This is a genomic window from Cohnella zeiphila, from assembly GCF_014212055.1.
In the GTDB taxonomy this organism is placed as follows: domain Bacteria; phylum Bacillota; class Bacilli; order Paenibacillales; family Paenibacillaceae; genus Cohnella; species Cohnella zeiphila.
The window spans coordinates 93,296-116,087 of sequence record NZ_JACJVO010000018.1 but is presented as its reverse complement, the minus strand read 5'-3'; the positions used below and the strand labels follow the sequence as shown (position 1 = coordinate 116,087).

25 protein-coding genes are annotated in these 22,792 nt (G+C 51.6%); 24 read left to right on the top strand and 1 reads right to left on the bottom strand.

What is annotated here, in order from left to right:
* Positions 1 to 50: 50 nt before the first annotated feature.
* A complete protein-coding gene (locus tag H7C18_RS15225) occupies positions 51 to 1,244 on the top strand; it encodes a histidine kinase (RefSeq protein WP_185129936.1) in 1,194 nt (397 codons plus the stop codon).
* Positions 1,219 to 1,941, top strand: a complete 723-nt coding sequence (locus H7C18_RS15220) for a response regulator (RefSeq protein ID WP_185129935.1) — start codon at positions 1,219 to 1,221, stop codon at positions 1,939 to 1,941. Before H7C18_RS15225 ends, H7C18_RS15220 begins: the two co-directional genes overlap by 26 nt.
* A 384-nt stretch (positions 1,942 to 2,325) precedes the next feature.
* Here the strand turns inward: H7C18_RS15220 and H7C18_RS15215 are convergent, their stop codons facing one another.
* Positions 2,326 to 3,015, bottom strand: a complete 690-nt coding sequence (locus tag H7C18_RS15215) for a DNA-binding response regulator (protein WP_185129934.1) — start codon at positions 3,013 to 3,015, stop codon at positions 2,326 to 2,328.
* 235 nt (positions 3,016 to 3,250) lie between these two features.
* Here H7C18_RS15215 and H7C18_RS15210 point away from each other — a divergent pair, with 235 nt between their 5' ends.
* The 22 genes from H7C18_RS15210 to H7C18_RS15105 all read left to right on the top strand — a co-directional run bounded on the left by H7C18_RS15210 (position 3,251) and on the right by H7C18_RS15105 (position 22,774).
* Positions 3,251 to 3,634, top strand: a complete 384-nt coding sequence (locus H7C18_RS15210) for a hypothetical protein (protein ID WP_185129933.1) — start codon at positions 3,251 to 3,253, stop codon at positions 3,632 to 3,634.
* 350 nt (positions 3,635 to 3,984) lie between these two features.
* Positions 3,985 to 6,066, top strand: coding sequence for a helicase-related protein (locus H7C18_RS15205; RefSeq protein ID WP_238357707.1), 2,082 nt, complete (start codon positions 3,985 to 3,987; stop codon positions 6,064 to 6,066).
* The gene (locus H7C18_RS15200) at positions 6,063 to 6,896 is read left to right on the top strand and encodes a ComF family protein (RefSeq protein WP_185129932.1); all 834 of its coding nucleotides are present in this window, start codon (positions 6,063 to 6,065) and stop codon (positions 6,894 to 6,896) included. Before H7C18_RS15205 ends, H7C18_RS15200 begins: the two co-directional genes overlap by 4 nt.
* Before the next feature lie 95 nt (positions 6,897 to 6,991).
* A complete protein-coding gene (locus H7C18_RS15195) occupies positions 6,992 to 7,411 on the top strand; it encodes a TIGR03826 family flagellar region protein (protein WP_185129931.1) in 420 nt (139 codons plus the stop codon).
* Between the two features lie 138 nt (positions 7,412 to 7,549).
* On the top strand, positions 7,550 to 7,813 hold the full coding sequence (gene flgM / locus H7C18_RS15190; RefSeq protein WP_238357706.1) for a flagellar biosynthesis anti-sigma factor FlgM: 264 nt from the start codon (positions 7,550 to 7,552) through the stop codon (positions 7,811 to 7,813).
* A 20-nt stretch (positions 7,814 to 7,833) separates the two neighbouring features.
* Entirely contained in the window at positions 7,834 to 8,331 is a 498-nt protein-coding gene (locus tag H7C18_RS15185) for a flagellar protein FlgN (protein WP_185129930.1), read from the top strand.
* A gap of 33 nt (positions 8,332 to 8,364) precedes the next feature.
* Positions 8,365 to 9,921, top strand: a complete 1,557-nt coding sequence (gene flgK, locus H7C18_RS15180) for a flagellar hook-associated protein FlgK (RefSeq protein ID WP_185129929.1) — start codon at positions 8,365 to 8,367, stop codon at positions 9,919 to 9,921.
* A 28-nt stretch (positions 9,922 to 9,949) separates the two neighbouring features.
* Positions 9,950 to 10,846, top strand: coding sequence for a flagellar hook-associated protein FlgL (gene flgL, locus H7C18_RS15175; protein WP_185129928.1), 897 nt, complete (start codon positions 9,950 to 9,952; stop codon positions 10,844 to 10,846).
* A gap of 44 nt (positions 10,847 to 10,890) precedes the next feature.
* On the top strand, positions 10,891 to 11,460 hold the full coding sequence (locus H7C18_RS15170) for a DUF6470 family protein (RefSeq protein ID WP_185129927.1): 570 nt from the start codon (positions 10,891 to 10,893) through the stop codon (positions 11,458 to 11,460).
* 73 nt (positions 11,461 to 11,533) lie between these two features.
* Entirely contained in the window at positions 11,534 to 11,965 is a 432-nt protein-coding gene (gene fliW, locus H7C18_RS15165; protein WP_185129926.1) for a flagellar assembly protein FliW, read from the top strand.
* Positions 11,959 to 12,180 carry a carbon storage regulator CsrA gene (gene csrA / locus H7C18_RS15160; RefSeq protein WP_185129925.1) on the top strand — a complete coding sequence of 74 codons (222 nt, stop codon included), beginning with the start codon at positions 11,959 to 11,961 and terminating at the stop codon, positions 12,178 to 12,180. The genes fliW and csrA overlap by 7 nt, the downstream gene beginning before the upstream one ends.
* 141 nt (positions 12,181 to 12,321) lie before the next feature.
* Positions 12,322 to 13,119: a flagellin N-terminal helical domain-containing protein gene (locus tag H7C18_RS15155; RefSeq protein WP_185129924.1), complete on the top strand. Its 798-nt coding sequence runs from the start codon at positions 12,322 to 12,324 to the stop codon at positions 13,117 to 13,119.
* Positions 13,120 to 13,209: 90 nt separating this feature from the next.
* A complete protein-coding gene (locus H7C18_RS15150) occupies positions 13,210 to 14,283 on the top strand; it encodes a glycosyltransferase family 2 protein (RefSeq protein WP_185129923.1) in 1,074 nt (357 codons plus the stop codon).
* Positions 14,284 to 14,333: 50 nt separating this feature from the next.
* Positions 14,334 to 16,169 (top strand): flagellar filament capping protein FliD, encoded by a 1,836-nt coding sequence (gene fliD / locus H7C18_RS15145; protein ID WP_185129922.1) that lies wholly within the window; start codon positions 14,334 to 14,336, stop codon positions 16,167 to 16,169.
* A 12-nt stretch (positions 16,170 to 16,181) separates the two neighbouring features.
* Positions 16,182 to 16,541, top strand: coding sequence for a flagellar protein FlaG (locus tag H7C18_RS15140; protein ID WP_185129921.1), 360 nt, complete (start codon positions 16,182 to 16,184; stop codon positions 16,539 to 16,541).
* Positions 16,542 to 16,547: 6 nt separating this feature from the next.
* Entirely contained in the window at positions 16,548 to 16,943 is a 396-nt protein-coding gene (gene fliS / locus H7C18_RS15135; RefSeq protein ID WP_185129920.1) for a flagellar export chaperone FliS, read from the top strand.
* Positions 16,940 to 17,296 (top strand): hypothetical protein, encoded by a 357-nt coding sequence (locus H7C18_RS15130; protein WP_185129919.1) that lies wholly within the window; start codon positions 16,940 to 16,942, stop codon positions 17,294 to 17,296. The genes fliS and H7C18_RS15130 overlap by 4 nt, the downstream gene beginning before the upstream one ends.
* Before the next feature lie 66 nt (positions 17,297 to 17,362).
* On the top strand, positions 17,363 to 19,273 hold the full coding sequence (locus tag H7C18_RS15125; protein WP_185129918.1) for a TPR domain-containing glycosyltransferase: 1,911 nt from the start codon (positions 17,363 to 17,365) through the stop codon (positions 19,271 to 19,273).
* Between the two features lie 113 nt (positions 19,274 to 19,386).
* On the top strand, positions 19,387 to 20,187 hold the full coding sequence (locus H7C18_RS15120; protein WP_185129917.1) for a LicD family protein: 801 nt from the start codon (positions 19,387 to 19,389) through the stop codon (positions 20,185 to 20,187).
* A 21-nt stretch (positions 20,188 to 20,208) separates the two neighbouring features.
* The gene (locus H7C18_RS15115; RefSeq protein WP_185129916.1) at positions 20,209 to 20,967 is read left to right on the top strand and encodes a phosphocholine cytidylyltransferase family protein; all 759 of its coding nucleotides are present in this window, start codon (positions 20,209 to 20,211) and stop codon (positions 20,965 to 20,967) included.
* Positions 20,960 to 21,715: a methyltransferase gene (locus H7C18_RS15110; protein ID WP_185129915.1), complete on the top strand. Its 756-nt coding sequence runs from the start codon at positions 20,960 to 20,962 to the stop codon at positions 21,713 to 21,715. Before H7C18_RS15115 ends, H7C18_RS15110 begins: the two co-directional genes overlap by 8 nt.
* 9 nt (positions 21,716 to 21,724) lie before the next feature.
* On the top strand, positions 21,725 to 22,774 hold the full coding sequence (locus H7C18_RS15105; protein WP_185129914.1) for a pyridoxal phosphate-dependent aminotransferase: 1,050 nt from the start codon (positions 21,725 to 21,727) through the stop codon (positions 22,772 to 22,774).
* The last annotated feature ends 18 nt before the right edge of the window (positions 22,775 to 22,792 follow it).

Genomic DNA, 22,792 nt, shown 5'->3' with positions numbered 1-22,792 from the left:
AACGGGGGGATGCGGCCGCGGGCGAGCACCTGAGCGAAGGAGCAGTACGCGTGGATTATCGTATAGATGAGATCGACCTCGTTATCCAGAACGCCGTCAAAGTGATGGAAGACAGCAAGATGCAAGTTTTCGAGATATGCGAGGCGGCGCGTAGGGAACTTATCTCACTAACGAACGAATTGGACAAGGTATTGCAAGAGACCAGCGCGACGATCGACAAGGTCGACGGGCTGGAACGGGATTATCGAATGTCGAGAATCAGGCTGACCGAGGTGAGCCGCGACTTCGTTCGCTACTCGGAGCGGGATATTAAAGCCGCCTACGAGAAGGCGACGAATTACCAGCTCGATCTGATGGTCTATCGGGAGAAGGAAAACTACCTCAAAGCCCGACGCGACGAGCTGCAGGCTCGAGCGCGCAACGTGGAGCTGTCCATCGAGCGCGCCGAATCGATCGGCTCGCAGATGAGCGTCGTCCTCGACTACTTGTCGGGAGACCTGACGCAGGTAACGCGGATTCTCGAATCGACCAAGAATCGCCAGATGATCGGCCTCAAGATCATTTTGGCCCAAGAGGACGAGAGGAAGCGGATCGCCAGGGAGATACACGACGGTCCGGCGCAATCGCTCGCCAATCTGGTGCTGCGCACGGAGATTGCCGAGAGGATGCTCGGAACGCAGGAACTGGAAGTGGTCCGAGGCGAACTGATCGATCTGAAAACGCAGCTCCGCCACGACCTGGGGGAGATCCGCAAAATCATTTTCAACCTTCGTCCGATGGCTCTGGATGACTTGGGTCTCGTACCGACCTTGCGAAAGTTCGTTCAGGATTTCGAGGAGCGAACGTCCATTCGGGCCAAGTTCGAGGCGATCGGCAGGGAGAAGCGTCTGACATCGGCTCTGGAGGCCGCAATGTTCCGACTGGTGCAGGAGGCGTTCAACAACGCGCAGAAGCATGCCGAGGCTTCTTTTATCTCTCTGGACATCGTTTTTCTGGAAGAGACGATCCAATTGGTCATCCGCGACAACGGAAAAGGCTTCGATGTCGCCGTCGTGGAAGCCCAGGCCAAGAAGTTCTCGAAGTTCGGTTTGATTGGCATGAGGGAACGGGTAGACTTGCTGCAAGGTACGATCGAATTCGATTCAAGCCTCGGCCAAGGCACTGCCATTGTCATACAAGTTCCTATTAACGCTGAGCTGCGAAAGGAGTTGGGACATTATGGAGAGCAAGGCCCCGAATCGTAAGATCAAGGTGCTTCTGGCCGACGATCATCAGCTTTTTCGAGAAGGGCTGAAACGCATTCTGAACATGGAAACCGATCTGGAGGTGATCGGGGAGTGCGGAGACGGCATTCAGGTGCTGGAGTTCTGCAACCGGATCAAGCCGGACGTCGTCTTGCTCGACATCAACATGCCGATCGAGAACGGAGTGGTAGCCACGGAACGTCTCCGCGATATTTTCCCGGAGATCAAGGTGATCATTCTCTCGATTCACGACGACGAGAGCTATGTGTTCGAGACGCTTCGCAAAGGCGCGACGGGCTATTTGCTCAAGGATATGGAAGCCGAGTCGCTGATCAACGCCATTCGCACGGTGGCGATGGGTCACGCTTACATCCATCCGAAAGTGACCGGCAAGCTGATCAACCAGCTTCGCCGCATGACCTATCTCGACGAGATCGGCGCTGCCTCGGGCGCTGCGGCCAGCCGGGAGACGGTGACCAAGTTCGTGCCGAGCGGCAACAATCCGCTGACGCGCCGGGAGTCGGAAGTGCTCCGCTTGATGGCCGAAGGCAAGAGCAACAAGACGATCGGGGAACACTTGTTCATCAGCGAGAAAACGGTCAAAAACCACGTCAGCAGCATCCTGCAGAAGATGGAAGTGGACGATCGCACCCAAGCGGTCATCAACTCGATCAAGTGCGGCTGGGTCACTCTATAGGGTCCGTTAGCGGGGACACGGTCCCCCATCTGAATGCCTAAGGGAGGAAATGTGAAGAAGAGTCACCGGTATCACCGTGGTACATAAAGCATCTCTCGCGGCTCTCATCGCCTCTCGGCGGTTGGGGGCCGCGATTTGTTTGACAGGAGCGGCGGAAGTGCTTCGCATACGTTGTAAAACATCGTAAGCGCATGGTGGGCCGGGTACATGCGCGCTAGCGATGTTTTGCATCGCATGGAGCGCGGATTGATCGCGCTCGGCCGAGAAAGTGCTTCGCATACGCTATGAACCATCGTTAAAGTAGGAAAGTCGAGTAGGGAGAGAAGGATTAACGATGTTTTATATCGTATGATGAGCTACAGCGGCTTGCGAAATGCGTACGGGTTATTGCAAAATGTGCCTCAGATTAAGCTCCGAAGCCAGTCTATACTTGCAGATTCGCGCCTCCCCCCTCCCGGCTGGAACGAGCAGGCGCTGTCGTACGAGGTTGTGAAGAAGCTTGCGGGCTTTCTGGCCCTCGACCCCTATCAGCTCGCAGATGGCTCCCGGAACAAAGGAGTTAGGAGCGAGTTTAGCGGCCATTCTTATAATCTCTCTTTCTTCTGCAGTCAAGGGAGCCAATATGGGCTGTATGGCGCTGCTCAAAACGCCGCCCATATATTGCTGAATCATTTGGACGCACATGCGGGGACGTTCCTTTACGTCGTCGTAGGCAAAGCGCAGAATGTCCCACTTATCCAGGACCAGGTGATTTTGGCGAATCCGATCGTCCGAGAACTTCTGTTTGCCGGCATGGCGCTGGTGGGCGTCGTAGCCATCGATCTCAATCGCCAGGCGAGCGCCGTTCCGGATCCAGGCAAAATCAAGATAGCGGCTGCCATCGCGAAAATCGGCCACTTCATACTCCGGCTGCAAATGCTCAAAATGACCGAATGATGGCCACCAGACCTTTTCCAAAAACATCTTCTCGGCATGGGAATGCCCGACTTCGAGTCTCCTTCGATTCTCCCCCTGGCGACGCTTCAGATGTCCCTGCAAATATTCGGCGTGCGCTTTGGCAAATTCCTTGTTCATAAATGGCCCTCCCGACAATGGACGCAAAAAAACCGCTGTCCGTTGCGAAACAACGGGACGAGCGGCGTGTTCTTCACGACCCTTCCTGTGGGAAAATCATATCGCGGCAAGACGGGGGCTGTCAACCGGGCGAACGGAGGAACGAACGAGGCGTCGGCGGCATATAGTATCGCACCTGAATAACGGCTTTCCAGGCTGAATGCGAAGCGGGAAGGCGCCTGAAGGAGGTGGCCCCATGCTGGCTGAATTGTTGGGGATTATCGCAGTGTATGCGCTTGCCGTTCTTTATGCGCACTGGGTTGCCAGTCACCGCAGTAAAGCGGAAGCGAGCCGATACGTTCTCGTGGCCGGGAACCATCAAGCCCAGATCGAGGGGTATTTGCGGTCAATGCAGGCCTATTCGCGAAGGAGCGGAACGGATTTGGCCATTACCGTGCTGCTTCGGAATTCGTCGGACGAGACGCAGCCCATCGTCGAAAAGTTTGCCCGCCACAGCTCGGACGTCGAATGGCGGAGGGAAGAGGCGGAGGCGGAACCGGAAGCGGCGCGTGCGGAAGGATTTCGGATCGATTTATCTTTGGGAGCAATCCGGCGTTTTCGAGGGCGAAGAGGCGTTTGACGGAACGGAACCGCAAGATTCGGCGGTTGTCCGCGGCCGAGGCTCGGAGTATAATGAGAACACTTGTAGCAGTTTCGGGGTGATGATCACCTTGCAGATCGTCGCTTAGACTCGAACGATCGGCGAGCTACTAGAAGCGGCTTAAGAAAATAGAGCTACAGGTGTGGAAGATCCAACCGATTAGAGCAGATTTCTGTTGGCCGGATGAGTAGTCTGCAAAAACATAAATGCTGAGGGTGAAGCACACTCTTGGATCGCGTAGAGCGATTCGAGGGCGTGCTTTTTTGTTTTGTGTTGCTGGGAAGAAACCTGTATGGAAGATCACATTGATGCACGAGGAGGAAAGGGCAATGAAGGCGATTCTATATGCGATGACGATGGGGAAGGGCTGGGAGGTTCGCTGGACGGTGGCGTGGGAAGTGGATGCCGGTTATTGGAGTCTGGCAAGAGAGGATTCGACGGCTATCGCGATTCGAACTAAGGCAAGCCTGCCGCTCGGGATCGCGGAGTCGGCGGCCGCGTGGTTGACGGAACGGCTTCGCGCAAAAGCGGCGGGAGCTGCGGAAGTGGAGGAGGCGGCTTGCGAGATGAAGAGAGCGATCGGCATGGCTTGGGAAGCGGCTTGCGGCGCGGCAGCCGACGAGGAGGCACAGCGGGAGATCCGCGCGGCACAGGAATGGCCGATCGAGACGGAACGGCTCGGGAGGCGGGAGGGACGAGGCGGCGCGGCGGGCGAGGCGTGGGTGGCGGCTGAAGGCCTCGAGGCTGGGAAGCTCGAGGCGATGGCAAAGGCGGCGCGGCAGGCGGGCGAATGCCTGCGCGGCCGCTCGCTCTTGCGCGAGGAAGCCACCGCTCTGCTGGCGGAGTCCTCGCTGCGCGAAGAGCCGGAGGCGCTTCGCGCCCTGCAATTGGCCGCGCTGCTGGGCGCGGCCCGGCTTAGGGCCGCCGTGCAGCCTGCGGCGGCCGGTTCGGCGCGGCGAAGCCGCGCCCTGCGCTGCCGGCGATGCGGCAGCGGCGAAGAGCGCATGCGCCGCACGCGGTGCGCCTCGTGCGGGCGAAGCGGCTGCGCCGTTTGCGAGGCGTGCGCCACGCTAGGCCGCAGCCGCGAATGCGGCCTGCTCGCCCTCGGCGCCGCGCCTCGCGAGCAGCTCTTGCTTGCGCCGCCGGTATCGGCGGAGCAGCAGGATGCAGCCCCGGACGCGGTCCTGGACCGCTGGGGGCTCAGTCCCGCGCAGCGGAGCGCGTCGACGGACGCCGTCCGCTTCCTGCGCGAGAATGCCTTCGCAGCCGCGCCTGCTCGCCTGCCGGAGACTCGCCCCGTCGAGCGGCACAATGTGCCAAGCCGTCCCGGCCAACACTTCCTTTCGCCCTTGCGCAAGCTGCTCACACTACGAGCCGGGCAGCCCTTTACCTTCGACCGAAGCTTTCTTTTGTGGGCGGTTACGGGAGCGGGCAAAACAGAGATGATCTTCCCATTGCTCGAGACTGTGCTGCGAGCGGGAGGCCGGGCGCTGGTGGCGACGCCTCGTAGGGACGTTGTGCTGGAGTTGGCTCCTAGGCTGGCAAAGGCGTTCCCGAACGACAGCATGGCGGTTCTTTACGGAGGCAGCGAGGACCGATGGCGGAACGCCGGTCTGACGCTCGCCACTACGCATCAGCTCTTTCGTTTTCAGGAGGCGTTCGACCTGGTTTTGATTGACGAGTTGGATGCCTTCCCCTACCATAACGATCCCCTGCTGCACTTTGCGGCGGTTAAAGCCCGTAAACCCGCCGGCGCTACGGTTCTGCTCAGCGCCACGCCTCCGCCGGCTTTGCAGCGGGCCGTTCGGCGCGGAAGTCAGCCGTGCGCGCGGGTGCCGGTGCGCTATCACCGTCATCCCTTGCCGGTTCCTCGCCGGCTGGGCATGCCGCCAATGAAGCGCTGGGTGCGGAAAGGCCATCTGCCCCCCGCTCTTGCCAAGGCGATCGTCCGGTCCGTTGAACGTGGGGCGCAGCTTTTTCTCTTCGTGCCTTACATCAAACATGTGGCGCCGCTTGTGGAGTTGCTCCGGCGGCATGCCGACGAATTCGGTCTCGCGCCTGAGGCCATAGACGGAACGTCGTCCGTCGACGAAGCGCGCGCGTTGAAAGTGAGCGCTTTTCGCGCCGCGGAGCTGCGCATTCTGGTGACGACGACCATTCTGGAGCGGGGGGTGACGATTCCGCGAAGCGATGTGTTCATCCTGGAGGCGGAGCAGGCTCAGTTCGACGAAGCCGCGCTCGTGCAGATGGCGGGGCGGGCGGGCCGTTCCGCAGACGATCCGCACGGAAAAGTCATCTTTTGCTCCTCTTACTTATCGCAATCCCAACGGGGAGCCATCGGCCAAATCACCGCCATGAACCGCCTGGCGCGAAAGAAGGGCTTTATGCTGAAGGAGGCGACGGCCCGATGAAGTGGGCGGAAAAGCTGCACGGTTTGCTCAGCGTCGGCGGGGAGACATGCTTGATCTGCGGCCGGGACAGCCGGTATCGCGCGGCGTCGTTCTTGCCCGTTCGGAACGCCGGTCCGCGCAAAGCGCTTCGAACGCTATGCGCTTCATGCCTGGCGCGAATTCCGTGGATTCTGAGCATTTCCTGCCCCGTTTGCGGAAGGCCGGAGCGGTGCGGCGACTGTCTGAGGCGATGGGAGCGGCATTTCGTCTGCTGCCGCGGTGCGGTTCGGTACGACGATGCGATGAAGGAATGGCTTGCCGTTTACAAGTATCGCGGCCTCGAGAAGCTGGAGCCGATTCTGGCGGCCATGCTGTCCACCGCCGTCGAAATGCTGCTGAACCCGCTGCAAGACGGCGTCGACGTCATCACCTCCGTGCCGCTGGCGGAAGGAAGGCTGGAGGAGCGGGGCTTCAATCAAGCGGAGCGGTTGTCCCGGCGAGTCGCGCAATGGTATGGATTGCCATATGAGCCGATGCTTCGGAGGGCCCGGCACACCGAGAAGCAAAGCTTTAAGTCCCGCAAAGATCGGCTGGAAGATATGAAGGGAACGTTCGCGCTGTTAGAGGAGCGAAACGTACCTTACGCGATGGCAGGGACGGTGCCGACCTCGGTTCCTTTTTCCGCTTCCGCCTATCCCCGTCCTCTTCCTGGCGCCTCCGCCAGGCCGCTGCGCATCTTGCTGGTCGACGACATCTATACGACCGGCAGCACGATGAACGAATGCGCTTCGGTCCTGCGTAGAGGCTATCCCGGCTGCGAGATATACGGGGCGCTCTGGGCCCGATCCTGACGGCTCAAAAAAACTATCGTTTCCCCAAAAAATGGGGTACAATGGTACAAAACCGTCAGATGATGTCGACCGAGGTCGAGAGGAGAGAGCGCCAGATGGACTTGGCCAACTGTCCGCGCTGCGGCAAGCTGTTCGCCCGACATTTCCGCGACATTTGCCAGAATTGCTATAAAGAGCTGGAAGCGGAGTACGAAGTGTGCATCGAATACCTGCGCAAAAACAAAGGCGCGACGATTACCGTGCTGTCCGAAGACACGGGGGTGTCGATCAAGCAGATTACGCGTTTTATCAGGGAAGGGCGGATTTCTCTCTATAACGCGCCCAATCTGTCCTATCCGTGCGAAGTGTGCGGCGTCCTGATCCGGGACGGGAATATGTGCGACAACTGCCGCTCCCGCCTCCGCACGGAGGTGCGCAACCTGGAGACGGACGAGACGCTGAAAGCCCGGAGGATGAACGAACTGCGGAACGGCGCAACGTATCAGATAGGCGATCGTCTGCGGGAGCGCGAATAGATTTAGATCGAAAGAACGATTCGATTGCCCGAAGCCGTCTTTTTCACCGGTCTTCTAAAAATTCGATAAATGGTAACCGATAATACTCCTAAGAGATTATCGGTTTTTTTATGGCCGGAAACCCAATGAGGTGACGACTTGAAGATTAACGATACACAGCGCATCGGCATGTATAAGAGCTACAGTCCGACGACGGACACTCGGGTCCGGACCGGCTCCTCCGGAAGCCGCCGGGATCAGCTTCAAATCTCCGAAGAAGCGAAGGAACTGCTCGGGGCTCAAGGGAAGTCGGACGCGGAGCGCGCGGACAAGATCGAATCGTTGAAAAGCCAGGTGAAATCCGGAACTTACTTCGTGGACGCCGGGAAGATTGCCGAGAAGCTGCTTCCTTATCTTAAATAAGCTTCGTTGGAGGGATGGAATTGACGGTTCAATGCATTTTGGATACTCTCCAACAGCAATCTGATATCTATGATCAACTTCTGGTCATTGAGAAGGAAAAAACAGAAACGCTGATTCATAACCAAATCGACCAACTGAACGCCATCGTTCAAAAAGAGCGGAAATTGACAAGGCAGGCCGAGGAGTTGGAGCAGCGCCGCATTCAAGAGACGGCTTCTTATATGAAGAGCGTTGGCTTTCAAGGACCGATGACCCAAATCGATCAACTTATTCGCGCCGTCAGCGATCCGAATTTCAAGCAATCCTTTTTGAAAATCAAGCAGAAGCTTTCGGAATCGCTTCACCAATTAAAGAGAATCAATGAAATGAATCAGCAATTGGCCCGGCAGGCGATTGATTTTACCGAATTTTCGATCGGACTCATGATAGAAGACCCCAACGAAGGGTTTGTTTACCAGCATCCTATCAACCAGAATAATGGACGGGGACGCAACGGCTTGTTTGATTCCCGAATTTAACATAATCAAATTCTTTAAGGAGGATGTCTAACAGTGCCATCGACATTTCTCGGAATCGAGACTTCCAAGAGAAGCCTATTCGCCCACCAAGCCGCTTTAAATACAGCCGGTCACAATATTGCTAACGTCGACACGGAAGGCTATTCGCGCCAACGTGTCAATCTGGTTACATCCAGATCGATTGAGGCATATGGGATGAACAGATCGAACACTCCTGGTCAATTGGGAACAGGGGTAGAGTTTGATTCTATTACGAGAATCCGGACTACATTTTTAGATGATCAGTTCCGCAATCAAAATCAAGCGCTGGGCAGCACGGAAGTTCAATCGGATACGCTGGACAAACTGCAGCAAGTTTTCAATGAGCCTTCCGATTCTGGGCTTAGGGAATTGATCGACAAGTTCTGGAGTTCCTGGTCGGACCTCAGCAATGACCCCGAGAATATTTCGGGACGTTCGGTCGTTGCGCAGAATGCCATTTCACTGGCCCAAACTTTTAATCAAATGAGCGGGCAGCTTAGCGATTTAAGTTCTGATTTGACAACAAGCGTCGCGCTAGATTCCGATAAGATTAACTCGCTCGGCTCATCGATAGCCGATCTGAACCTGCAGATTCATAAAGTGGAGTCTCTTGGAGACAATGCCAATGACTTGCGCGACCAACGGGATCTGTACGTCGACCAATTGTCGAAACTGGTCAATGTTACAGTCACCGAGGGCGATATGGGATACACGGTTGCAATGGGCGGGACAACGCTGGTCGATGGGGAGAATTCGACGACCGTTTCCGCGGCTTCCCTTGAGACGGCTTTTCAATCAGGCGATTTAAAGGGCGGCTCTGTTTACGGAGCACTCTATGCAAGAGACAATTATGTGTCGGATTATTCGAAACAGTTGGACAGTCTGGCCAACACGTTAGTCAACGGCGATGTGACCGTAACGCTTCCGTCGGGTACCGTATTGCCTGAGGGTACCGTTCTGAACGGGGTAACGTACACCGGCGCCTCTCGTACATTGACAAGCGATTTAACCGTTACGGTCAAAGGGCTGAACGGTTTGCATAAATTGGGATACTTACCGAATACGTCGCCGGCAACCGCAGCCGGAAACTTCTTCGTGGCATCGGACGGCGGGACGATTACTGCAGCAAACATCAAATTAAGCTCAGACATCGAGAAAAATCCAAACCTTATTGCTTCCTCTATGCGAACAAGCGGGTCGCCTGAAACCGTAGTAAGCGGAAATAATACGTTGGCTTTGCTTGCAGCCCAACTAAAGACGGGGAAATTCGTCATCAGCGGCAGTTCGAATAATGCAGTGTCGGAAGGAACGTTGGACGATTATTTTCAATCTCTCGTAGGAAAGCTTGGCGTACAGGCGGAGACGGCTACAACCCAGACGACAAATCAACAAGCGCTTGTTGATCAGGCAGATTCCAATCGCCAGTCCGTAAGTGGAGTATCTCTGGACGAAGAAATGTCCGATCTGATTAAATTTCAACACGCTTATAGTTCCGCAGCTCGATTCATGACAACCATGGATGAAGTGTTGGACAAGCTAATTAATGGTACAGGAGTAGTCGGACGTTAATTGGTTAACATGAAGGAGGGACTATAAAATGGCAATGCGGGTAACGCAAGGAATGATGCAAACGCAGGTTCTGCGGAATATTAACAATAATTTATTGTCCATTGACAAGAATCAAAATATGTTATCGACGGGACGCAAAATCAACAAAGCATCGGACGATCCGATCGGAGCCACCTATGCCATGCGTTATCGGAGCCAGCTTAATATGACAGACCAATACACTCGTAATATTAGTGCTGCGCAGACCAATTTGGATACCACAGATACAACCCTGGGGTCCATTAGCGACTTGCTCCAGCGGGCCAAAGAGTTGACGACCCAAGGCGTGAACGGAACGAACCCGCAAGCATCGCTTGATGCGATAGCCTCTGAACTGGAACAAATCTACCAACAAGCTGTTAATCTGGGGAATACGCAGATTAATGGAAAATACATTTTTAACGGACAGCAGACGGAAACTCAGCCTTATACCGAGGCCGGCGCAGCTACAGAATCAAGCGACGATCAGAAGATCGACTATCAAATCTATGCAGGAACAACCGTTCCGGCGAACGTAACGGGTAATGAAGTGTTTGGAACACCAGCTGACTCTGACAACATGTTTGCCGTGCTGAAAGGACTTCAAAATGCTTTTGCGACTGGAGACCAGGATACGGCTTCCGGATTAATGGATGAACTTACGACAAGACTAGATAAGGTCCTGGAGGTTCGTTCGCAAGTAGGCGCGGTCACGAATCGGGTGGATCTTATCAGTAGTCGCGTAGATAGCCTGAATACAAGCTTCACGTCCATGCTTGCGAATACGGAAGATGCCGATATCGCTGAATTGGCCACTAATCTGCAAGCTGGGCAAAATGTCTATCAGGCATCATTGTCAGTCGGATCAAGGCTCATGCAGCAAAGCCTTGTCGATTATTTGAAGTAAAGCAATTAGGTTAGATTTTACTTGTTGAAGGGGGGAGACCCGGCATGTCGAATATGCGACTTTCCATTCACCAAACGATGGGACAGATTGGGATTCAGACCCAATGGGCTTCACAGACGATGCATTCGTCCTTGGGAAGCCTCTCGATTGAGCAGCCAGCGGCCGACATGCAGATGGAGTCACCCCGTGGCGAGCTTACAGTTGATTCATCTGCTGCTTGGGATGCGCTGGGTAAAGGAAGCAACCTCGCCTGGAGCAGTCGAATTTATAGCCAGAGCAAGGATATCGTGCTTCAGTCGATCGCCAGAACGGCCGCGGAAGGAAAACGGATGTCCGATCTGACAAACCCTGCTAACCCGTTCGCGGCGATTGCTCGTGATCGTGCTTTAGCGGACTCCCCTTCGGTGTCGTATACAGGGCCGGCAGGCTACTCTAATGTAGAGCTGCACTATGAGGCACAAAAACCGGATATACAAATTACTCCTCGAAAGCCGGTAATCTCTTACACCCCGGTGAGACCGGATGTTCAGTACAATCCCGGATCCGTGGATGTTTATATCAGGCAGAAAAACACCATTGACATTCAGGTTAGCAACTATGACTTGTTTTCGTGAATTCAAACGTGAGCATCCCGCGCAAACAAAAGCGCATAGGGATGCTCTTTCCACAAACAAGGGAGGATATCTGATGTTGAACGGCTTCAACGATCGTGTGTTCCATTTCAAAGGAAGCGTGCTTGGATTCGATCAATTTGACGATTTTAAATTTTTTGCGGCGGAGGAGAATCCATCCTTTGGATATTTGGAGAGCGTAGAGGATCCAAGCGTCGGTTTTGTAGCGGTTTCTCCCTTTCACTTCTTTTCCGGTTATCAGTTTGAGATCGAAGAGAAGGTCAAGGACGAATTAAAACTCGTAAAGCCGGAAGAAGTGCTGGTGCTATCCATTATTCATGTAAAAAATCCGTTTACTGAATCCACCGTGAACTTAATGGCTCCATTAATCATTAATGTGACCAACAATCAAGGCCGGCAAATGATTTTGACCCAACCATCCATGTACGGTACGAAGGAGAAGTTGCTTGTGCCTTCTTCGAAGGAAGGCGGGGAGGACGCATGCTGATTCTGACCCGAAAGATTGGACAATCTATTATCATCGGTAACGATATCGAGATCATCGTTTCCGCTATTGACGGGGATCAGGTGAAGATTGGAATTCAAGCTCCGAAGGAGCTAAAGATACTCCGCAAGGAAGTGTACGAGGAAGTCACGATAAGCAATCGCGAAGCTGTAGTCTCTCGAGATAGTTTGCTTCAGATCAAGGGGCTTTTGGAGTGATTTTGAAAGTTAAAAGATTTATTTTTCGAAATATCAATTCGGCTCTAAAAAGCTGGATGGAATTGCCGATATAGTCTGTGAGGAATTTTATCCTTAATCCACACGGAAGTGGAAAATGATCATTCAGGGAGGAAACAAGCAATGATTATCAATCACAATTTGAACGCAATGAACGCTCACCGCAACCTTGTGTTCAACAACACGCAACAAGGCAAGTCCAGCGAAAAGCTGTCTTCCGGCTATCGCATCAACCGCGCGGCTGACGACGCTGCCGGCCTCTCGATCTCCGAGAAAATGCGCGCTCAAATCAAGTCCCTCGACCAAGCACAACGCAACGCGCAAGACGGCGTATCGCTCGTGCAAACGGCTGAAGGCGCGATGAGCGAAGTTTCCGACATGCTGGGCCGCATGAAGGAACTGGCAACGCAAGCTTCCAACGGAACGTACAACGCTTCCGACCTGGATGCTATGAACAAAGAGTACAGCGCTCTGAAGAACGCTATCACCAGCATCGCAACGAACACGAAGTTCAACGGCATCACGCTGCTGAACAATACGAATAAGATCACGATTCAGACGGGCGATACGGCCAGCAACACGGTAACGGTAACGATGCAGAACATCAGCAGCCTTACCCTTGGCGACTTGAGCAGCAGCACGAATGCTTCCTCCGCTCTCTCGTCTATCGACACCGCTATCGGCACGGTCAACAAAGCTCGTTCCGCTCTCGGTGCTTCCCAGAACCAACTGGAGCATACCTACAACAACATCGGCACGACGTCCGAGAACCTGCAGTCCGCTGAATCGCGTATCCGCGATACGGACATGGCTTCGGAAATGATGAACTACACCAAGTTCAACATTCTGCAACAAGCTTCGACGGCAATGCTCGCGCAAGCGAACCAAGCTCCGCAAGGCGTGCTGCAGCTGCTGCGTTAATAGTTTCGGCCCATACGAAGCGAGAGAAGCCCGAAAGGGCTTCTTTCGTTATGATGAGATGATCTCATTCCGCTATGTTTCGGAGGATATATGAAAATATCGGTTTGTATGATTGTTCGCAATGAATCCGCTCAATTGTCATATGCTCTCGAATCTATTCCTGAAGAGTATGAGAAAGTCGTCGTCGATACGGGCTCGACAGACGACACGGTCCGAATCGCCGAATCGCTGGGCGCCCGCGTCTTTCATTATGCATGGAACGACGACTTTGCCGCAGCCCGCAATGAATCGATATCTCATGCAACCGGAGATTATATTCTGATTCTGGATGCGGACGAATGGCTTGCCGAGGACGCTGGCGGGCAAATGGAACAATTTGTGCGCGAACATCCTAATGAACCGGGTATTGTGTCGATTTGGAATCAGATCGATGGCGAAGTGCACCGGACTCAGATGGTTCGTTTCTTTCCCAACGCGCCCCAATTCCAATTTCATGGTATCGTACACGAACAACTCTATAATGGGAGCGAACCGGCAACGTCTCTTCCCAGCAATATTGGGATTATTCACATGGGTTATCAGAAGGATATCTATGTGGCGCAAAAAAAAGAAGAGCGCTATTTAAAATTATATCGCAAACAATTAGAACAGGATCCTAATAATGGTTATCTGCTTTATCAGATCGGGAAATTGCATTATTCGCTTCAACGTTATGCGGAGGCAAGCGAGTATTTGAGCTTATGCGTGGATCTTCGGGAAGAAAATCGTTTGTACTATCCTCCGATGCTTGTCATGTACGGATATGCTTTGAAAAATTTAAATCGCAGTGCGGAAGCCGAGACATTGCTTACTCCCTTCTTGACGCTTTATCCTTCTTTTCCTGACCTTCCCTTTTTGTTAGGATTGCTTGCGATGGATACGATGAAAGTGCAAGATATCGAACGCCACTTTCTGAGAGCTCTCGAGATTGGGGAGACTTCTCAATATGCGACCGTTGCGGGGGTCGGCTCTTTCAAAGCAGCTTATAACGTCGGCTTATTTTATGAATTGACAGGGCAGGCCGATAAGGCGCGAACCGCTTACGAGATTGCCTCGTCCTATGATTATTTGCCGGCTGTAAATAGATTAAGTCAATTAACAAGGGGACCCTTTATAAAACGGTAACTTTTGACGATATAGAAAGTAATTGAAACCTCTAGTAAGGAGGAAGAATCATGGTCACTCGTATTACGGGTCTTAACTCAGGGATGGATATCGACTCGATAGTTACGCAGTTGATGACTGCTGAGAAGATACCGTTGGACAAGATGAAGCAGAATAAGCAGACGCTGACCTGGAAGTCGGATGCTTACCGGGATATCAACAAGCAGCTCGCCACTCTCAACACGACATTAAACAAACTGCGCTATTCTTCTCAATGGCAGACATCGTCAGCCAGTTCTTCCGATACAAGCATCGCGACGGTAACGGCCAGCACGAATTCAAGCGCGTCCTCGCATAGTCTCGTTGTCAATAGCTTGGCAACTGGAGCCATACTGAAAGGCTCGGCGGTCTCCAAAGCGGATGTCCCGCTTACGGCAACAACCCCGCTCGCATCAACGACGCGAATTACCGCTGGAGAGAACGACCAGCTTTCCGTAACGTTGGACGGTTCCACCAAGACCATTACATTAACGGCGAATGATCCAAGTGATCCGAGTGCTTCTTATACCCCGCAGCAATTGGCCGATGAGCTGCAGAACCAGTTAAACAGTTCGTTCGGATACAAGAAGGTCCTAGTGGGTCTAGATGGAAATAACATTACCATGACGCCGCAGGGATCGGCTGATAGTCTGCCTCAGTTGACAGTCGGTACGTACGGTTCTAATTCGGGGCTTGATGCGCTGGGCTTCACATCGGGCCAGTCGTTTAAGATCAATACGGCTTCCAAGCTTAGCGATATCGCAGGCCAATTCAATACGCCACTTTCGTACGGGACGTTCAGCGTGAACGGTGTCAGCTTTACCTACGGGGCAGACGACACTTTGGCTTCTATTATAAACCAAGTGAATGCTTCTTCCGCCGGCGTGAGAATGTCCTACGATTCTGTTACGGACCAATTTTCGGTCGTATCAAAGACGACGGGAGCTTCATCTATTGTCGAGATTAAAGACGGAAGCGGAAATCTCGCATCGGCACTAGGCTTCGGAAGCTCCAACACCGCTAGCGGTACCGATGCCGAAGTCGTGATCGACGGTACGACGTCGCATCGCAGCTCAAACTCTTTTACGGTCGATGATATTTCCTATACCCTTGTGAGCGCCGATCCCAGCAAGACCATAACAGTAAACTCTACGCAGGATACCGATGCGATCTTTAATTCAATCAAAAGCTTCGTTGACGCCTACAATACGACCATGACGCTCGTGAAGACACGTGTGAATGAGGCGGTCGACAAGAATTATCCGCCGCTTACCGACGATCAAAGGAAGGATATGTCCGACAGTGACATCCAGCTATGGGAAGCCAAGGCGAAGGTCGGCGTGCTGCATAGCGACAGTATCTTGAACTCCATTGCTAGTTCGCTTCGCAATGTGACCAGCGCTTCGGTTAGCACGGTTTCGACGGATTTCAACGCTCTTTACAAGATCGGGATCACGACGATGTCATATTCTTCTGGTTACGACGTAACGACGGCGAGCAATCTGCAGATCGACGAGACAAAACTGCGCGCGGCGATCCAGAAGGATCCAGACAGCGTAATCAAGCTGTTCTCCAGTCAGCCTAGTGACAGTTCAAATGCTAAAACCGGTATTGCCCAGCAGATGTATAATCAAGTGAATGACGCGATCAGTCAGTTGGTTACGAAAGCTGGGGGGTTATCCTCCGCACAGGATGCCATAACCAGTACATTAGGCAAGCAATTGCATGACTTGGAGAACGATATCGATGATTTCCAGGACAAACTGAATACCAAGGAAGATAACTATTATAAGCAATTTGCGGCGATGGAAGATGCGGTAGGTAAAGGCAATAGCACGCTTAGCTGGTTGCAATCCACGTTCGGATAAGGAGGATCAGGCATGGATGTTTCGTTGAATACCGCTTCGGCTACCCAAGGTAAAATGGTGAGCGGCGGCGAGGATTCGAACAATCGAAGCACACCTGCTGTTTCTTTAACGCAACAAGATCTACTTCATAAGAATAGAAGCGAGCTAAGTGTATCCGAGGAAGCTTTAGTCAAAGCTATTGAAAAAGCGCAGAAAATGATAGACGGCGTTCCGCGCAAGTTTGACTACGAGATCCATCGCGGTCATGTGGTCGTAAAGGTGATTAATTCCGAGACGGACGAAGTGATTCGAGAGATTCCTCCGGAGAAATTCATCGATTTGGTGGATAATCTGATGGAACTGAGCGGAATGATCATTGACGAAAAGAGGTAATAGCAGATGAATGCCCAGGCTCAGCAGACCTATCTTCAGATGCAAGTGAACACCGCATCCCCGGGCGAGTTGACGCTGATGCTTTACAACGGATGCATTCGGTTTATGAAGCAGGCGCTGAAGTGTATGGAGAGCAAGGATTACGCAGGGAAGAATGAATTCATTCTAAGAGCGGAAAACATTATCGACGAGCTCCTCATCACGCTAGACCCTCAGTACGAGATTTCGGAGAATTTGTCCGAGCTATATAGGTACATGAAGTCGCAATTAATTCAAGCGAATATGAAGCTTCAAACCGAGTCGCTCGAAACATGCATTCGGCTAATGACAGAGTTGAAGGATACATGGGTGGAGGCGCTAAAAATCGCCAAAAAAGGTACGCCCATTCAGGGACAAGCATGAATCGTGAGCAATTGCTAACCGAGATGCTGGTTCTATCCAAACGCGTGTTCGAACTTGATTTTGACCGAGATGAAGATTTAGCGGAGTTGGAGCGGATTCAGCAACGGCAGTCGGACATTCGAGCGATATACGATCGCTTGTCATCGGAGGATGGTCAGGAGCCTACTCAGAAACTACGAGATCTTGCGCATGAGATTACCGGCCTCGAGACGGAGAACGTAATTCGAATGCAAGAATTCAAATCAAAATTGGAACAGACCCGGCGCGACATTCAATCCGCCAAACGGGTAAAAAACGTCTATGAGAACAGCTACATACAAGGCTTCGGCTATTTTATCGATTCGCACAAATAAAGCCTTCGCCCTTTCGGGGGCTTCTTTCTTTTTATACCCCATTTAGAATCGGGAAGGTGTCTACCAATGTTGATTTCTCTCTGCATGATCGTGAGGGACGAAGAGAAGGTGCTCGGACGCTGCCTAGACAGCGTTCAAGGATTAGCGGATGAGATTATTATTGTCGATACCGGCTCACAGGACGGTACGAAGGAAATTGCGAGAAAGTATACCGATCATGTATATGATTTTGAGTGGATCAATGACTTCGCGGCTGCCCGCAACCAATCGCTGCGGCATGCTTCCGGCGATTGGATCCTTGTCATGGACGCGGATGAGTACGTCCAACCGGGAATGCAAGATCAACTGCGGAGGAAGCTTGAGCGAATGAAAGCCGATAGACCGCATTGCTTCCTTGTTAAAATCATGAACTTCCATGGAGATCGCGGCGAACAACTATATGAATCGACGGGAGCTCGCTTGTTTACCAACAAAAGAGGCATCTATTACAAGGAGCCGATTCACGAGCAATTGGAATGTTCGGAAGGACAAATTCAGTTTGAGATGGATTCGTTTGCGCTCTTTCATTCGGGGTATATGACGGATACTGTGATGGAGAAAGGCAAGAACGAGCGGAACATGAAGATCCTTCTCGATATGGCCACCGAAAGCAAATTACAAGACCCGTTTTTCTGTTTTATTCTTGGAAACGAATACGCCAATAGCGGAAGTCAGGAACAAGCCTATGAGTATTATAAGAGGGCCATGGAGAAAGCTCCTTTAACTACAGCCTGGTACGAGCATCTTCTGGATAGGCTTTGCCAAACGGCTTTGAAAACACGAAACCTTAAAGACGCTGAAGTTTATATAGAGTTAGGTAAGCAACGATGGCCTGAACAAGCGGATTACCATTGTTTGGAGGGAATGCTTTTTGAATGCTTGGGTTTCTACAATCGAGCACTGCTATCTTTTCAGCGGTGTTTAGAAATTGTCGAGAGATGCCAAGCCAAAGGTGAAAAGTATTGGGTAATTGAGGAGCGTTATGGAGGCTCGATTCCGCACCTAACGTCCGCTGAAATTGCAAGAAAATGTGCCGATCTTCATAAGATGGTTTATCATTTGACCGCTGTTCTTAAGGTCGATCGGCAAAACTTCTCTGTGCTTCGTATGCTGCTGAGGACGCTAGCTCGTCACGAATCAAGCGATAATGTACTCGCTTTTATGAATAAGCTGTTTCCGATTTCGGATCCGAAAAATGCGTTTGTCTTGCTGCAAGTCGCCCAACTCGAAGGTCTCGCTGAGCTAGCGGTATTCTATTGGGATGCCTGTAAAGAGAATAATGTTCCGCTCAAGTACGCAGATGAATTGTCATTCCATCTACTAGAGAAGAAGGAAGCGAATCCGAAGAGCAGCCAACTTATTGACCCGCGGCTTGCACTATTGGCCAGTGTGGTTTATAAGGACTCTCGTTATTGTAACATGGCAGAGTCTCAAAATGCTTTGTTGAACAAGCTTGCCCAGCAGCTACTGGAGGAGCGGGCAGACAAGGTAGAGTCGCAACCGTGGTTAGCTGATGAATATGCATTGCTGACACAATTGATCGTTCAACTGCTCCAATATGGCTATATCAACGAATATGAGTCGCTCGTGAACCGTTTCGCGGATGAAGAATTGTTGCATAGATTGGCTGAGCAATTGAACTCGTTGGACTACGCAGACATTGCCATCGAGCTATATTCCATACTGCTCGACAACGACTTATTGCGTGGAGAGGGGTACAAGCAGCTTGGCATCTACTGCCTCGTTCATGGCAATTTCCAGCAAGGCATTCTTTTTATGCAAAAAGCTGTCGAGCTGTCGCCTTCTTTGGACATGCTCGGATTGGTAATGGAGAATAGCGCGGATCAAGATGTGTCGGAATTTGTTCGGGCGTTTACCGATTGGACAGAGAAGGAGAAAATAACACTGCCTCTCCTTACAGGTTCGAATTCAAATTGAACACGTTTTAGTAAAATTCAAGTCGCTAAATGTCGATAAATAGGATAAGGAATTGCATGCAAGTACGCTGAAAGGCGATGATTTGCGATATGCAAAGACATAGTCAGAAGGAGATGTCACAAGCAGAATTGCGGCAAATGCAGTTGATTCAAGTCGAACTGCTTGCCGAGTTCGATGCGCTGTGCAGGAAACACAAGCTACGATACATCATTGCTTCAGGAACGCTATTGGGTGCGGTACGACATGGCGCTTTTATTCCATGGGACGATGATATCGATGTCGAGATGCTGCGCAGCGACTTTGATAAGTTCTGTCAGATCGACAAACAGGAATTTAGAGAGGATACGTTCTTCCAAACAAACAAGACGGATAAACACTATCCATGGTTGTATGGGAAGCTTAGACGCACGGGTACTCAAGCGGTTCGTCTTGGTCAAGAGCATCTGAAGATGCATAGCGGGGTATTCATTGACATATTTCCACGCGATGGCGTGCCGAAAAGTGTCGCATTGCGATCTGCTCGCGGCGTTATTGCAACCATGTGCCGGAAGATACTCTATTCGCGAGTAGCCTACCGATTGTCGGAGACGTTCATCGGGCGATTGGGCTGGAGCGTCGTTCGGTTGATTCCGAAGCAGGCGGCATTCGGCATCGCGAAGCTTCTATCGGTGGTGTTCGAAGAGAAGCGTTCTGAACGCGTAGGTTGCATTGGGTATCATGGCGAGGCGGAGACGAACGGCTTTCACAAACGTTGGTTTACGGAGCTTGTGACATTGCCCTTCGAGGGTGGGACGTACTATGCGCCCGCAGATTGGGATGGTTATCTACGCTACGTCTACGGTGAAGGCTATATGACACCGCCTCCTCCAAATCGTAGGCATGTCACGTCCCCGCTTTCTTCTTATAGTCTATGACATTAACAGAGGGTGATGAGCATGAAAGCCATCTTGCTCGCAGCAGGGCGCGGCACGCGCATATCACGGATGATTGAAGACGTGCCGAAATCGACATTGCCAATTGCCGGAGTTCCGCTTATCCGTCGAACGGCGCAGATGCTGCTCGATTATGGATTTGAATTGGTCGTATGTGTGGGTTACCAGGCCAACAAGATATATAAGGCACTTGAGGGACTGCCGGTTCAATATTACACCAATCCTTTTTACGATGTAACCAATAGCATCGCCAGTCTATGGTTTGCTCGAAATGAGCTGCAGGGGGATGCCGTTGTACTTAATGCGGATGTCTATTTCTCTAAAGACATTCTCAATCTCGTACTTAACGACAAGCGGGAAGTAAGTATGGCGATTGACAAAACGCGCACGGAGATAGGCGATTACTTTTTCTCGACAACAGACAATGGCTGTATTGAGAAGTATGGGAAAGAGTTGCCGCTTACGTCCAGAAGCTGTGAATATGTAGGACTTGCCAAGATCGAGAGTAGTTTTATGCCGATTTTCACTGAACGGCTGGAGGAGCTTGTGGAAAGCCATAAGCACTCTTTATGGTGGGAAAATGTGCTCTATTCGTTTGCTGATACGAAGGAACAGAATATATATACAGTGGATGTAAAAGGGGAATTCTGGGCGGAGATCGATTATTTTGACGATTATGAACGGATTCTGAAGCATATCGAAAAGGAAGAGAAGGTCCGGATTCTGAAGCGCATCAAGAGGGAGGAGGAAGTCCGTGTCTGATCGGCATAGGATTTATGGAGATGCTGTAAGCATTAAGACTGAAAATACTCGTAATTTCTATAACGAGAGAGCAAAAGCAATGGAAAGCATGGCTAATCCTTATGTCGCAGTCTTATTAGGTGACCAGAACCCCAGGCATGCGGAAGAATGGAATCGCTTCGAGAAAGACTTTGTTCTTCCGCAGCTTCGAATATCTCAAACGAATAGCGTTCTCGACATCGGATGTGGAATTGGCAGATGGGCGGAATCGATTATCCCGCATGCCGGCTACTATTGCGGAACGGATTTTTCCTCTGAAATGATAGAGGCAGCCCATAGACGCAATAGCTATTCAGATAGAGACTATGATTTCTATAATCTCTCCTTTCAGGAGACGGTAAGCAAATCAAAGGAGTTTTACAAAAAACAATTTGACCGTCTCATCGTTGGCGGCGTTTGTATGTACATTAATGATGAGGAACTGCCCGGCTGTTACGAGGGCGTACTGAAGCTGTTGGATGAGCGTTGCATCATATATTTCACCGAAACTGTCGCTGTTGAGAAGCGGCTTACTCTGGACGAATGTCCATCCGAAGCGTTGAAAACCAATTACGATGTGATCTACAGAACACCGGACGAGTACAAGGGATATTACAGCGTGTTTACCGATGCAGGCTTTGTGGTGAAAGAACAGAAATATTTGCCTCATCTCAATAATGAGAAACCATTTTATGAGACGGACCGCTGGTACACTATTCTGGAAAGGTAGTCAGACGCTATGTATGTCAACGAATCTATTAAAGATCTGTACCGTGTGAAGTTTCACGAAGATCGTGCGAATGTACTGCGTTTGGATATGAATGAGAGTCCGGAAGGTCTTCCGCTTTCGTTCGTGGAGGAAGTGAAGCGGCAGATCACGCCGGAATTTCTGGCTACCTATCCACAGAAAGATCGCCTTGTGCAGCAAGTTTCCGCGCATTGCGGATTGCGGGCGGATCAGATTACGATTACGAACGGCTCCGATGAAGCGATGCGTTTGGCGTTCCAATGTTTCGGCGAAAGAGGGAAGAAGGTCGTAACGGTTACGCCGACCTTCGAGATGTACGGTGTCTATGCGGCAATGTTTGGGATGGAGCATGTGACAATCGGATATAATGCTGATTTCACGATTCCGGTTGATCAGTTGCTCGCATCGATTGATGAGACAACGGGGATTGTCGTTATTCTCAATCCGAACAGCCCGATTGGTGTGACCTACACAGAGGATGAGGCGCGCGCCATTATTGAAAAGGCTGGTACTGTCGGTGCGCTTGTCGTGATCGATGAAGCATATCATTACTTCTATGAACCTACCTTTATGCCGCTGATAGCGCAGTACAGGAATGTTATCGTGCTAAGGACATTCTCTAAGTTATGCGCGATTGCTGGGCTGCGAGTCGGTTATGCGGCAGGAAATGCACAGTTAATCGACTATATGGAGAAAGCCGAATCTACCTTCAATGTGAGCAACGTGGGGCTGTTGTTCGCTGAAGAGATCTTAAAGCGTCCGGATCTAATGGAGGCACAGCGAAAAGCAGAGGCAGAGGGGCGCGGGTGGCTCACTGAACAGTTGGTAAAAGCGGGCTACCAGGTACTATCGCTCGAGGGCAACTTCATTCTGTTCAAGCCTAAAGGCAACGCTGGCGATTTGGTGGCTGCGCTGAAGAAGCGAGGCGTCTGGATTCGAGACTATAGCTCGGGGATGCTCGCCGGCTATTTGCGTATCTCTACAGGGTGTCTCGATTATATGAGAAGGTTCTGGGATGCTTTTACCGTAGTGGAGGAATGACACACAGGAGGCAGGCAC